The sequence below is a fragment of the Bradyrhizobium sp. WSM2793 genome (assembly GCF_000379585.1).
In the GTDB taxonomy this organism is placed as follows: Bacteria; Pseudomonadota; Alphaproteobacteria; order Rhizobiales; family Xanthobacteraceae; genus Bradyrhizobium.
The window spans coordinates 19197-31623 of the sequence record NZ_KB902774.1 but is presented as its reverse complement, the minus strand read 5'-3'; the positions used below and the strand labels follow the sequence as shown (position 1 = coordinate 31623).

Here is a 12427-nt window from a genome sequence, read left to right as displayed (position 1 = left end):
TTCATCTTCATGTGAACTTTTGGGAAATCCACCTATGTTTGATAGCACACAATTCGATGCCTTTGCAAAATTCTATGATGATTTCGCCGAGACCATCGAACGCGCGCCGCTCTTCGAGCCGTGCGAGGAGCCGCCGCCGCGACTTGCAAAAATCCATGTCACGTTCTTCAAGGATTTCGCGGCCAAGACCCACACGACCGACAAACTCACCCTGGTCGAAATGCAGGAACTTGTGCTGTCGACAGCGAGGCGCAAGAAAGAGGTCCTGCCCTGGCTGAAGCTGGCGAAGTTTGGCGACAAGCGCACCGACAAGGGTAGCTTGCGCCACGACGTCAACGTGACGCAGATCAGCGGCATCGAGATTGACTACGACGGCAGGAAGATCGCCTTCGATGACGCCGTGAAGGCCCTCACGGCAATGGGCATCTACGCGCTGGGCTACACGTCGCCCTCGCATACACCTGGCGCGCCGCGCTGGCGTATTCTGGCACCGACCTCGCAGCCGCTCCCGCCCGAGATGCGCGCCAAACTGGTCGCGCGGCTCGACGGCTTCATGAAGGCCGAGCTTGGCGTCGATCAGGTTGCCGCAAGAGAGAGCTTCACGCTCTCTCAAGCCTACTACTACGGCTATGTCATGAACAAGCCGGGTCTCGACCATCGCGCCGAGGTCACCTACGGCAGCTTCATCGACCATCGCAACGATCTCACCCAGTACGAAGCTGCCGGCGCAAAAGTCGAAGGCGCCGACAAGGCCGCAACCAGCAAAACCACTCCCGGCAGCGCACAGGGCGATGGTGGCGCCCAAGGCTTCGATGCCATTCTCGGCGAGATCGGTGACGGCGACGGCCGGCACGGCTTCAACGGTCCGCTGACGCGCGCGGCTGCGAGCTACGTCGCCGTTTACTTCGAATGTCTTGATGATAAGAAGCTGAAGAAGCTCCTGCGCGACGCCATCGATAACGCGCCAAAGAAGGACGCGCCCGAGCGGGTGGAGAGCATCAAGCGTTACAAGGGCGACAAGTATCTCAACGGCATCATCCAGTCCGCAATCAAGAAGTTCACCGAGACCTTGCCGGTGACGCTCGATCACTTCGTCGCCGATATGGAAACGCACAGTTATATCTACTTGCCAACGCGGAAGCCGTGGCCGTCTCCGAGCGTCAACGCGCGCATCCGCCCGGTCGCGGTGCTGGACGTGGACGGCCGTCCGGTGCTGGACAGCAAGAAGAAGCCCAAGAAGATGCCGGCCAGCGAATGGCTGGACAAGAACCGTCCCATCGAGGCGGTGACGTGGGCGCCCGGCGAGCCGATGATGATCAAGAATCGGTTGGTGGCGCTGGGTGGATGGTTTGAGCACCCCGGCGCCAGCATGCTCAACCTCTTCCGGCCGCCGGCGATCATTCCGGGCGATGCCAGCATGGCGACCCTGTGGATCGATCACGTCCGCAAGGTCTATCCGAACGATGCCGACCACATCATCCGCTGGTGTGCGTACAAGGTGCAGCACCCGGAGGCCAAGATCAATCACGCGCTGTTTCTCGGCGGCGGGCCGGGCGTCGGCAAGGACAGCCTGCTCGAACCGGTGAAGCGCGCGGTCGGGCCGTGGAATTTCGTCGAGGTGTCTCCGCAGCATATCATCAAGTCGAATTTCACCGACTATCTGAAGTCAACGGTGCTGCGCATCAGCGAGTGCCGCGACCTCGGCGACTTCGATCGCTTTGCATTCTATGAGATGATGAAGACGATCATTGCGGCGCCGCCCGACGTGCATCGCATCAACGAGAAGCATCGCCCGGAATACTACATCCCGAACGTCAACGGCATCATCATCACCTCGAACTATCTCACCAACGGCGTCTATCTGCCGCCGGACGATCGCCGGCATTATGTCGCGTGGAGCGACTGTACCCAGGGCGACTTCAAGGACGGCTACTTCGACCAGCTCTGGGCTTGGTACGAGGACGGAGGCGACCGCCACGTCGCCGCTTATCTTGCCGGGCACGACCTGTCGGGCTTCAACGCCAAGGCGTCGCCGAAGAAAACCGAAGCCTTCTTCAGCATCGCCAATGCAAACGCGGCGCCGGAAGAGGTTGAGTTGGTCGAGACGCTGGATCGGCTCGGCAATCCGAAAGCGATCACCATCAAGCAGCTCGCCGATGAAGCCGACGCGGTGCCGCACCTGCAGGACCTGGCTGGCTGGATCATCGACCGCAAGAGCCGGCGCGCCATTCCGCACCGGATGGCCCAGGCCGGGTATCTGCCGGTCCGCAATGCCGGCGATAAGACCGGCCTCTGGAAGATTCTGGGCGCCAAGCAGGTCGTCTACGCGCAGAAAGAGCTGTCCGTCCACGACCAGATCAAGGCGGTCGGCGATCTGATCAAGAAGGCCGATGCCGACGCGAAGGCCAAGTCGGAGGCGGAGGCCACCTCGCGAGCGCAGAAGGAGACCAACGCGCGGCGGCAGGCCGAGGCCGAGGAGGAAGCCAAGGCGCGCCTGCGGACCGAGATCAAGATCAAGGCGCGAGCGCGGGCCAACGCCGAGGCCAAGCGAGCGCTAAGCGACGTTCAACGCCGCGCCCTGGAGCTGCTGACCCGGTGCGTCAATGATCACGGCCGGTCTCCGCCGACTTCCAAGGCCAGCGAGTTCCCACCGCTCATTCGAGTTGTCGCGCTGGAGGAGTGGCGCTCCATGTGCGAGCGCGGTCATTTGTCGTCGGTGCCGGTGAAGGAGGAGCGAGATCGATTGTTCTGGCAGGCCAAGGACGGCTTGCAGACGGCGAACTGGATCGCCTGCCTCGACGGGCTGGTCTGGATCACCCGTGATGACTGAAGTGGAGACGAAGACCGCGAGGCGTCGACCGAGCCAATTGCTCGGTCGGGCAGTGAAGGAAGTGAAGGAAGTGGTTTTCCATTGTACTCCCTCTCCATTCTTCCCTTCTTCTTTTTGCGGCTCTGAGAAGAACGAAGGAGGAAAAGGAAGAGAGGTACAATGGAAAACCACTTCCTTCACTTCCTTCACTGCCCGCAGTCATCGCTAGGTTCTTTGACCTCCGGGGGGGTGCACTCGAACCGGCTTGCAAAGCCCCGATTACCGCACCGGCTGGTCCGTACGCAATGGGATTAAATTCCTAGGAGGGGGGTTGGCCGATCTGCTATTGTAGAGATCAACTTCAAAGTTGAGGGCAGACACACATGGTGGTCAGGTTGAAAGCGAGCGATTTGGAATATGGGCGGCGGATCGCCGCAATAAAGGCAGGGTGCCGGGTGGTTCGGCTTTCGCCCGAAATCGACGATCTGATTCCGATTGCTCGGCTGGAAAAGCGCATCCGCGAACTGTTGTGGCATCGCGACAAGGCCGAGAACGTTTTGGCTGCGCGCACACTGGTTCGAGAACAGGCGCGGTTGCAGCTTGCCTACGAAGCGCGGCATGGCCGGCCAGCAGACACGAGGCACATGCCATGAACGTCCCAACTCCGGAAGAGCGCCGTGCGATCGAAGCTAAGGTTTCGCCACAGCAGCGAGCCGAGATCGAAGGCCTCGTCAAATCGCTGGCACCGGTGATCGGCGATTTCGTGCTGGCCGCAATCACGCCGCTGAAAGAGCGGATCAAGGAACTCGAATCCCGTCCGACACTGCGCTACTTGGGCATTTGGGATGCATCGCGGACGTATCCGCGGGGGTCCTTCATCACGCATGGGGGTTCAGTTTGGCATGCCGAGACGGAAAACACCGGCGTCCGGCCGGGTGAAGGCGGAAGTATTTGGAAATTGGCTGTGAAGCGGGGTTCAAAATGAAAGTATTGGACGAGGCAAACGCCGAGTTGTGCCGCCATCGCGATCTTGCGCTCACGGCCTATGCGCAGCAACTCCTTGCGCGCGGTGCCGACATTCACGGCGAACAGTTTCGTGCGGACCTGGCGAAATACGCCGGCGAGCTGGAGGCGTGGCGCCGCAAAGCTATGGATCGCTTGCGGCAATTTGTCGAGGCGATGACGGAGCGGCCATCCGCGACGCTCCACTAACTGGCCGATCATGGCTCTAAGCGCATCGAGGAGTTCGGAGCGCCGTTAGTCTGCTGTTACGAGCCTCACACGGGCGAGCTGGCGGCCGAGCCCTTTATGCCTCAGCCGTACCACGTTCTGCACCAGATCATGTGCGGTAGTCGACGACATTAAGGATCGTAAGGCACGGCGGATGTAACCGGCCCGATGATCTGAACGGCCCCGACGTGAGATATCGTCGGGGCCACTGTTCTGGTCGGTGCTGTCGCTGAGCCGTCACACGAACAAGAAATCATTCGCATGTAGTTGCGAGAGAGCCACGCCCGTCAGCGTGATCGTGTCGTTCGCGTCATACGTGATCACGGTGTTGCCGTGTCCGTCATTGGCTGCATGAGCCTGCACTTCGGCAAAATTTGCGAACAGCGTGTCATCTATCTGGATGTGATCCGCATTTGGCTTGAAGTCGGTGATAACGTCCTTGTCGAAACTAGGATTGAACACGAACGTGTCAGCGTCCTTGCCACCGGTAAGGGTATCATTGTCTCGTCCGCCGATTAGCGCATCGGCGCTGTTGCCGCCGATGAGGGTGTCGTTGCCGTTTCCTCCATCAAGCACGGTTCGGCTCGCGCCTGCCTTCAGCGTGTCGTTGCTGTCGGTTCCCTTCACATAAGTCTGGCCGGTTCCCACGACCGATACGGTTAGCGTGGCCGTGCTGGTGCCGCCGTGACCGTCATCGACTGTATACGTGAACGTGTCCTGCGGCAGTGTCTGAGATGCGCTGCCGCCCTTTGCCGCGGCGTAGCTGTAGCTGCCGTTCGCGTTCAAGGTAAGCGTGCCGTAAGCACCGACAAGTGCGTGGCCGACATTCGACGAAGCGCCGTTGACCGCGCTAACTTGCAAGGTGTCGGCGTCCGGATCGGTGTCGTTGGCCAGCACGCCTTGAGCGGCACTGGCGGTCACTACCTTCCCCTTTGTTACTCCGGCGATGTCGTCTTTCGCCACCGGGGGCGAACCGGGCACGGGCGTCGCCAGAAAGCCGTGGCCGCCGGTGTTATCCCAATAAGCGCCGACGATCTGACCTGTGCTGTTGATGCCCAATGCTTGACTTTGACTGCCCAAGGGGTCGTCTATCGTCGTGTAGCTGCCACTATAAAGGAACCCATGCAAACCGCTGGCGTCGCTATAGTATCCGACGATCTGCCCATCGTCGTTGATCCCCTCGAGAATTGTGTCACTTGTGGCAAAAGGATAGTCGAGCGTGGTGTAGGTGCCGCCGCTATAAAGGAACCCGTGACCCAAGTTGTTGGCGTCGTAGTAGTAACCGACGATCTGCCCATTGTCGTTGATCCCCGTCGCGACCGTGCCGATGGGACCGGCAGAGGGATCGTCAAGCGTAATGTAGGTGCCGGCGCTATAAACGAAGCCGTGGACGCCATTACCGTCGCCATAATAACCGACAATCTGGCCATTGTCGTTGATCCCCATGGCAAGAGTGTTGCCAGGTGTGGTCGAGGGGTCTTCGAGCGTGGTGTACATACCGTCGCTATAGAGGAAGCCGTGGGCACCGATTTGGTCAGTGTAAAAACCGACAATCTGCCCATCGTCGTTGATCTCCTCGGCGTAGGTGCTGTACGGGGACGAGGGCTCGTCGAGCGTGGTGTAGTTGCCGCCACTATAGAGAAAACCCTGTTGGTTGCCATTGGCGTCAACATAGTACCCGACGATCTGGCCATTGTCGTTGATCCCAGCGGCGACGCTGTCGCCTGCTGCGTCGGGATCGTTGAGGGTGCTATACGAATAGCTCGTCATTCGTAGTTCCTCCTTCTGTCAGCCCGAAAATAGCCGGGCAGGAGTTTCCTTCATTCGTCGCTCTCCGCGAAAATCCGAAATGTCTCAGTTTCAGTTACACCAAGGGGACTTCGAGTGCAGTTGAGCGGGGGCAACGCCAGTTCGTGTTGGCGGTCCTTTGTCAGCTCGGACGCATCCGCAAAAGCCTGCCTTAGCTCTCTGCAAGGAAGGGTCATTGATGCGGGCACCAAAAGCGTGCTCGCTGAAGGCACAACACTGCCCATAGGTGTAAATTGCGGCACACGGGCCGATTATGTCGGGCTAACACCCGGGGATAGGCAGCTCTCCCAGAATTTCGAGCATAAGCCGACGAGACCTATCCACTACGCGGCTCAACGTCGCAGTCCTACGAGGTGATTTTGCGTCGATGTAAAACCTCTGCGATCTTCCCCTCCCGAGGGAAGTGCTAGGGTAAGAGGCGTCAAAACATGCCACCCCGATCCATCGCTGGGTGCTTCCGGTTCTTCACCTTCACCCAGTGCTTGGACCGCCCCGCCTGATAGGGCCGGTCTCGCCGTTTCGACACCAGCCCTTCAAGTCCTAGCTTGCAGGCAGCGCGAAACAGATCAGGTCCAAGCTCGCCACGTTCGAAGGGATTGATAAAGACGCCTTCAGGACGCCGCGACAGCAGGCGTTCCAAGTTCGTCTTCCGCATCGACAGCGGAAGCATGCGGAGGTCGTCACCGCCCAAGATCAGCTCGGTGAGATGACCTGTGCGTTCGATGGCTGGTATCACCGGTATTCCTTCTCGACTGCTTGCACATTGCCCTTCGCGTCTTCGGTGATCGTCACGCGATCAGGCCCGCGCACGACATCCGGGTTTGCGCGTCCACATCCGGTGGACGTGCAGAGATACGGCGTATAGCCGCCGACCTCTCGCTGTCCCCCTTGGCCGTAAATCTTGACGAGATGGCCTTCAACAACGAGGCGCGCGCGAAAGACCACGGTCTGACCTTTTGCTTCGCCGTTGTAAGCAGTCAAGATGGTTGACCCCGCGCCGATTGCGCGAATGGTGAAGGTGCGATCAGTCTGCGGCTTGACCTCCGCAATCGGCTGGACAAGATCGACTTGGTTGACGGCTTGTTCGAATTGATAGATGCGGGTTTCACCGGCCTGCATGGTGATGGTGTGGTCGATGTTCAGCTCTTCAGGCGGCTGAGCCTGTGCTGATGCGATGGAAAGAACGGCAACGACAAGGGCGCCGAGCAGAGTGTTACGCATGGTTGACCTCCGTTTGAATTGGCAGCAGCCGGAATAAGGGTAGGCAAGCTTTGCTATCTCGTCGCGACGCTGGGCGATTATGCGTTTTGGTCATCTCTCAAGCGTCACCTTCGATTGCTGATCATCTATTGCGGCTCGTGCTTCTCAGTTATCTCTCGCACAGCCAAGCTAAGCTCCAGCTCTCTGAGCTGTTCGATCAGCAGTTCTACGATCTGTTCATAGTCGGAGGGCGATAGGGAGTTCACGCCGCGCGCTATCATCTGGTCTTTGAGGATAGCGGCCATCACGGCTTTGACGCTCATGCGTCCTCATTGGAAAATGGATCGTCATAAAATCTATCTGAAGTAGATGCCAAAGATCGCGGATGTGCAACGGCCGTAAAATTACGGGCGCCACGTAGCCGCAACGAAGTTCGCAGTGCAGCACGGATGCCGGGTACCATCTTATGGCGGCCTCGGAAGGTGTGGGGCATCAGGCAGACCGTTGCGCGCCTTCGGACGATGGCTACTTCTTCAACAATATTCCCATCGTTCGCGCCATTCGCCTAACCGATCCGGCGTGGCGGCCCAGTTCGACGGCTATCCTCGATGTACCAGCTCCCTGCCGGGCTAGCGTGATCAATCGTCGGACCTCTTGGTCGGCCCATTGCTTTGGCTTCGGTGTTTTCACGACACTTGGGAAATTTACGGATGGGCTTCCTGTCTGAGGCCGGCCCGCCGTTGAACGGCAATTTCGATACGAGCAAGGTGCCTTTGGGCTGTAGCGCCTTTATGGTTCGGCCCCCACCAACGTCAGCTTGTCAGCCGTCATTGTGATTGTCGGCTATCGGCCGTAAACCGGGCGTAGGGCTGCGCTTGCCGCGACCGCCGCTTGTGACCCAGAGCAGAACTAACCTGAGCCGGGCGAAGCTACGCGCTCACTGACGACCCGTTCGCAAAGTGCTAGATTTGAGGGGTTGGCTGATGCGCTTCTTCCGGAGGCGCCATGTGGACGCCGCCGCCACCCGCTACTCGGATGGCCAATTGGGTGGTCACCGCCGACCGGAAGCCAAGTGAGCGAAACCGTAGAAGGAGTGCGGAACATGAAGATCGTCGATCTGTACCGCAGTCGCGTCACGCGTCGTTTGATCGCGCGCGTGCTGCTCATTTTTGTTGTCGTGATGATAGAGCCCGCCGTTGCGGCGCCTGAAGATGAGGTGCGGACGACGTTCGATCGCTTCGTGGCCGCTCAAAATGCGCACGACGTCAAGGCGGTCGAGTCCCTGTTGCTAGCCTCACCCGATTTTCTCTGGATCACTCGCGGCACCCCCGTGTGGGGCGCCGATGCTGCGCTCAAACGTTTTACCGCGCTGTACGAGGGAACCTGGAAACTCGAGCCTGACGTGGCGAACCTGAAGGTCATCATGACCGGAGACAGCGTTGCCCAAATCTATGTCCCGATCATATTCACGATCGGAGCCACCGGCCAATCGCCGCAACAGACGAGATTCCTGATGAATCAGCTGTTAGTGAAGACGCCAAGCGGCTGGAAAGTGTCGAGCATCCTGCCGATACCTGCGCCCGCGCAATGACTGCAGTTCGGCAGGTTGTCTCGCAGGTGGCCCTCGTAAAACACTGAGTGCTGGTCCGTTCCTGGCCCCGAGCCGAACATGCACCAGCCGAATTCCATGTCGGCTGTCCGCAGAAGACCGGACATTGACCACCGCCGATCCCCGGCCTCTCGTAAGCTCGACTGACGAGCTGTCTGGGCAACACCATCACGATGTTGATCTCCCGCTCCAATATCTTTGAGGCAATAGAAGATATGTGCACCGCGAATTCATCCTCGATCTTCGCGGCGGTGTCCTCATCCTTGGCGTAGACGAACAGGATATCCCCATCGACTTCATCGAACCGTACGCCTGCGAACAGCCGGTCAAACGTCCTTGCGCCGACGACGAGCGCCATGCGGGCTTGGATTGCTTGGTCGTGGATATCGGTGAGTTGCATACGTCGAATATGGGGCCGAAGCACACCGGCACAAGTGCTCACTGGAGCGGTCTCATGCGCTGTTCGTCAACCAAGACTAAAGGAGCGAGCTATGGATCGCGAGCACGTGAAGGGTGTCGCTGACAAGGCCAGGGGCACGATTTGGCGATAAGGACCTGCAAAGGGAAGGCAAGGCTGATGCCAAGGGCGCCGTGCACAACGCCGCTGGTGATGTTTAAGGATGCGGCGAGGGACGCAGCAGACGCCATGAAGAAGTGAGTTCGCTCATAAGCAGAGATTAGCACTCGCCGTTTGTTTGCGCCTCCGGCGAGAGCGCGCGCCCTATGCAGCGGCTTTGTGTTCCTTCTCCCACGCACTACGGCCTTAAGCGCCTCACCGTTGCAGCGCCTTCGCCTCGTCCCACGGCGGGTGCTGCCGCAACCAACCTCTCAGCAGGTTTTGATGCAGCTTTGCATGCACTGAAAATCGGGGAACTCTGAAGTCTCGGGCGAGTTACAGAGCCGCCGAGAGGATTGAAGGATAAGCGTGTGCGCAGTAGCACGCGGCATCTCTCTTGATCGCGCTTGTCCTTTGTTCGGCAGCACTTGAAAGGAGAGGCGACAATGAAAGCACCACTTCTGCTTGCTGGCGCATTAATCATCGGATGCGCCGCCCCGGCACTGGCCGATGAGTACTATGTCGTGCAGGGTCCGAACCGCCAATGCACCGTTACCACGACACGTCCGGCGGACAAGGAGGTCATAACGCAGATCGGTCCGCTGGCTTTCAAGAGCCGCGTGGAAGCCGAAGATCGCATCAAGCAGACCAAAGTCTGCGAGGAAGGGACAGTTGGTAGCAGTAGCAGCACGACTGTCATCAAGGAGAAATAGTCGAGGGCATCATTTCTGATCGTCTTTGGCTATTCGAGAAAAGTCGCGCCCATCCCTGTCGGCGCGACTTTTTGTGTTAACCAGACACCAACTGACCAGCGGTTCTTGGTTCATTCCGGCGCCTTTGCCGAATTCCGCCACAAGAGCGTGAGCAAATACGCGGATGCACGAAATCCCCCGCTGCGATCACTGCGAAGAAGAGTTCGCCCCAGAAGAGTTGACCGTTCTTGCGCCACCGGCCGGGGACGGCGAGCTGATCTGCACTCGGTGCATCGAGATCAAGCTCCGTCGAGCTGTCGCGAAGTTGGCGCGCGGTGATAACTGATGCCGTCCATAGCCATGACGATCCGCTGGGGCAACGGTGCATTTGGATCAGCGTCAACCGTGACTGCGTGTGAGCTGGGAGTGAATTGATCTACTTGGACTTTACAGGACCTGGGCCGATGATGGCCTCAATGTGTCGTGTGAGCCGCGCTGCAAGGTCGGTAGTATCAACCCAATCAATGCAGTTGTACTGACGAATATCGAAATGGAGGTTGGCTAAATCGTCTCTTCGACACGTCCAAAAGACCGGCAAGCCGAGCCCCATCGCAAAGCCTGCCTCGAAATAGACGCCTCCGCGATGGCCGGTAAAGTCCGCCACCAAAAATTTTGACTTGCGGATTTGCGAGACGATTTCATCGTCAATCTTGTTGATATGCTCAACGCCGCTCACGATGACTGGCGTGTAACCGGCCGCCCGAATTGCTGGGTCGAGCCCTTGGTCGCGGGCCACGTCCATGGATTTGTCGAACCACATGGCAATGAAGCCGGTGACGGATTCAGAAACACGGGAGTCGCTCGCGTGCATGAATCCTCGAGGAGATATTTGGGCAATCCCGCCGGTGTATCCTTCCTCCAACCATCCATTATCGTGCAAGAGGCGGGCGAGCGCCTGAACGTCTCCGTCGGAATGAGAGTGGGTCAAGCCGACGATCATTGATCGATGCCAACAAGCGTGAGAGCAGCCAGCCGACGGAGAGCGGCGAGGTGCCATCAACAGAGAGCGGCTGCTACTTGAAGTGATCCACCGCGTATTGCTTCAATTGATCCAACAGCTCGCGGCGTTTCTGCGCATAATTGCCGTACAGTTCGTTCAAGCCGTCGTGCAGCGCGAAGTCGCCGCTAGCTCGTTTGGCTCCGGCTTGTGTCATCCAGCCTATGTACCCCAAGGACGCTCGGTGCAGCTCGTCAATCTTTGGCAGGAATTGCGGAAAGTGCACGGCCGATATGGCTTCGAGCTTTGCGAGCGGCGAAATCTCCAGCTTTATCTTTTCGAGTCGCGCAAGCACGTCTTCCTTCATGTCGAGCCAGAGGTCAAATTCGTATACCGCGCTCACAAGTTGCTCGAACTTTTCAGCGCGCCTTTTCTTTTGCTCGTCGCGGGCCTGAGCTCGATTGAGTGCAATAGTTACGCCGCCGGAAACGGCGACACCGCACATTGTCAGCAAGCCGCCAACAATAACTGGCCACAGTGAAGTATCTGCCATCAGCAAATGCTCGTCAGTCTCTTGGCTTCTCGTACAGGTCGATGTCGGTGATTGCGTCTTGAATGAGATCGCGTAGCGCAGTCAGCGTATCGCGAGCACGGAGTGCTGAGCGACCAGCCATGTACGGGCCTGCTGGCGGCAGGTCTTCTGCTGATGCAGCAGCGATGCTGCTGCCGGTTTGTCCTGTGCTGATCTCGGCAATGCGACCACCATTGATGCCGAAGTATGCCGCGATATCGTGCTGCCGGTCTCCGCGAAGCAGCATGCCCTTAACAATTGCGATCTCACCGTCGTTCAGTGCCATGCGCGTGTCCTCTGCTGACGAATCGGGAGACACGACGATGGCACAATGCAGGGTAGTAAGGAGCCGGAGGACTACGGAGCCGCCTGTGGATATCAGGGATTGCCCTCAGAATTTCGGCCGCACGTCCGCGCCACGCCAGCCGCGCAGATTTGAACTGCATTGCAGCTATCAAGCTTAACCTTGACTTAAAGACATCATCCGATTGCGACGGTGTCCGGAAAGTAGGATCATTCCGAGCGGGGGTACAGAACGCTGTTGTTGGAGGAGCCTGCCATGACACTGCAGGATGCGTTGACGGTCTACTTATATTCTTGGATGAGGGACAAATCTCTCGACGATGATCACGAGCGGGCCGTTGATGCTGCGGTGAAAATTATCGAGCAAGAGGCGCAGAAGGTAGTGGCCGCGCATTCGCAAAGCGCCGGAGGGCAATAGCGCCGCGCCTGTATAATCGTTTGGGACCAGGGAGGCTGAGCAATCCGCTCAGTCCGATCACCGCCCTAACCGTCTCCGATTTGCTCATAGGCCTTCGCCAACCGCTCCGGTGCCTGCTTCGCTTTCCAAGTCGTCCAAGCTGCCTTGAACGCCGCCTTGGCGTCTTCGAGGCTCGCAGCCGCACCGGACGGTGGACCGGGCAGCGACAGAGTGACCGTCCACAACCAGAAAGG

General features: G+C 58.7%; 15 protein-coding genes. 8 read left to right on the top strand and 7 right to left on the bottom strand.

Going from position 1 to position 12427, the window contains the following annotated elements; all coding sequences use genetic code 11:
- Positions 1-34 precede the first annotated feature (34 nt).
- The 4 genes from A3AS_RS0109280 (at position 35) to A3AS_RS0109265 (ending at position 4021) form a co-directional block, all read left to right on the top strand.
- On the top strand, positions 35-2830 hold the full coding sequence (locus A3AS_RS0109280; RefSeq protein ID WP_020508651.1) for a primase-helicase family protein: 2796 nt from the start codon (positions 35-37) through the stop codon (positions 2828-2830).
- 362 nt (positions 2831-3192) lie between these two features.
- Positions 3193-3462 carry a hypothetical protein gene (locus A3AS_RS0109275; protein ID WP_018317322.1) on the top strand — a complete coding sequence of 90 codons (270 nt, stop codon included), beginning with the start codon at positions 3193-3195 and terminating at the stop codon, positions 3460-3462.
- Positions 3459-3794, top strand: a complete 336-nt coding sequence (locus tag A3AS_RS0109270) for a hypothetical protein (protein WP_018317321.1) — start codon at positions 3459-3461, stop codon at positions 3792-3794. Before A3AS_RS0109275 ends, A3AS_RS0109270 begins: the two co-directional genes overlap by 4 nt.
- Positions 3761-4021, top strand: a complete 261-nt coding sequence (locus A3AS_RS0109265; RefSeq protein ID WP_245283174.1) for a hypothetical protein — start codon at positions 3761-3763, stop codon at positions 4019-4021. Before A3AS_RS0109270 ends, A3AS_RS0109265 begins: the two co-directional genes overlap by 34 nt.
- 255 nt (positions 4022-4276) lie before the next feature.
- Here A3AS_RS0109265 and A3AS_RS0109260 read toward each other — a convergent pair whose 3' ends face one another.
- The 4 genes from A3AS_RS0109260 to A3AS_RS48215 all read right to left on the bottom strand — a co-directional run bounded on the left by A3AS_RS0109260 (position 4277) and on the right by A3AS_RS48215 (position 7371).
- Positions 4277-5809, bottom strand: coding sequence for an Ig-like domain-containing protein (locus A3AS_RS0109260; RefSeq protein ID WP_018317319.1), 1533 nt, complete (start codon positions 5807-5809; stop codon positions 4277-4279).
- A 460-nt stretch (positions 5810-6269) separates the two neighbouring features.
- Positions 6270-6584 carry a DNA ligase gene (locus A3AS_RS43345; protein WP_018317318.1) on the bottom strand — a complete coding sequence of 105 codons (315 nt, stop codon included), beginning with the start codon at positions 6582-6584 and terminating at the stop codon, positions 6270-6272.
- Entirely contained in the window at positions 6581-7069 is a 489-nt protein-coding gene (locus A3AS_RS0109250; RefSeq protein WP_018317317.1) for a pilus assembly protein N-terminal domain-containing protein, read from the bottom strand. Before A3AS_RS0109250 ends, A3AS_RS43345 begins: the two co-directional genes overlap by 4 nt.
- Positions 7070-7194: 125 nt before the next feature.
- Positions 7195-7371, bottom strand: coding sequence for a hypothetical protein (locus A3AS_RS48215; RefSeq protein WP_018317316.1), 177 nt, complete (start codon positions 7369-7371; stop codon positions 7195-7197).
- A 779-nt stretch (positions 7372-8150) separates the two neighbouring features.
- Between A3AS_RS48215 and A3AS_RS0109240 the strand changes: the two genes are divergently transcribed.
- From A3AS_RS0109240 to A3AS_RS0109235, 3 genes are all read left to right on the top strand, one after another.
- Positions 8151-8639 (top strand): DUF4440 domain-containing protein, encoded by a 489-nt coding sequence (locus A3AS_RS0109240; RefSeq protein WP_018317315.1) that lies wholly within the window; start codon positions 8151-8153, stop codon positions 8637-8639.
- Positions 8640-8874: 235 nt separating this feature from the next.
- On the top strand, positions 8875-9180 hold the full coding sequence (locus A3AS_RS47105; protein WP_157644245.1) for a hypothetical protein: 306 nt from the start codon (positions 8875-8877) through the stop codon (positions 9178-9180).
- Between the two features lie 479 nt (positions 9181-9659).
- Positions 9660-9926, top strand: coding sequence for a hypothetical protein (locus tag A3AS_RS0109235; RefSeq protein ID WP_026201825.1), 267 nt, complete (start codon positions 9660-9662; stop codon positions 9924-9926).
- A gap of 415 nt (positions 9927-10341) precedes the next feature.
- On the opposite strand, the gene A3AS_RS43340 is transcribed toward A3AS_RS0109235, so the two are convergent.
- The 3 genes from A3AS_RS43340 to A3AS_RS0109215 form a co-directional block, all read right to left on the bottom strand.
- Positions 10342-10905 carry a hypothetical protein gene (locus A3AS_RS43340; RefSeq protein ID WP_018317311.1) on the bottom strand — a complete coding sequence of 188 codons (564 nt, stop codon included), beginning with the start codon at positions 10903-10905 and terminating at the stop codon, positions 10342-10344.
- A 73-nt stretch (positions 10906-10978) separates the two neighbouring features.
- A complete protein-coding gene (locus A3AS_RS0109220; RefSeq protein ID WP_018317310.1) occupies positions 10979-11455 on the bottom strand; it encodes a hypothetical protein in 477 nt (158 codons plus the stop codon).
- Positions 11456-11468: 13 nt separating this feature from the next.
- On the bottom strand, positions 11469-11759 hold the full coding sequence (locus A3AS_RS0109215; RefSeq protein ID WP_018317309.1) for a hypothetical protein: 291 nt from the start codon (positions 11757-11759) through the stop codon (positions 11469-11471).
- A gap of 273 nt (positions 11760-12032) precedes the next feature.
- Between A3AS_RS0109215 and A3AS_RS0109210 the strand changes: the two genes are divergently transcribed.
- The gene (locus A3AS_RS0109210) at positions 12033-12194 is read left to right on the top strand and encodes a hypothetical protein (protein WP_157644244.1); all 162 of its coding nucleotides are present in this window, start codon (positions 12033-12035) and stop codon (positions 12192-12194) included.
- Positions 12195-12427 lie beyond the last annotated feature (233 nt).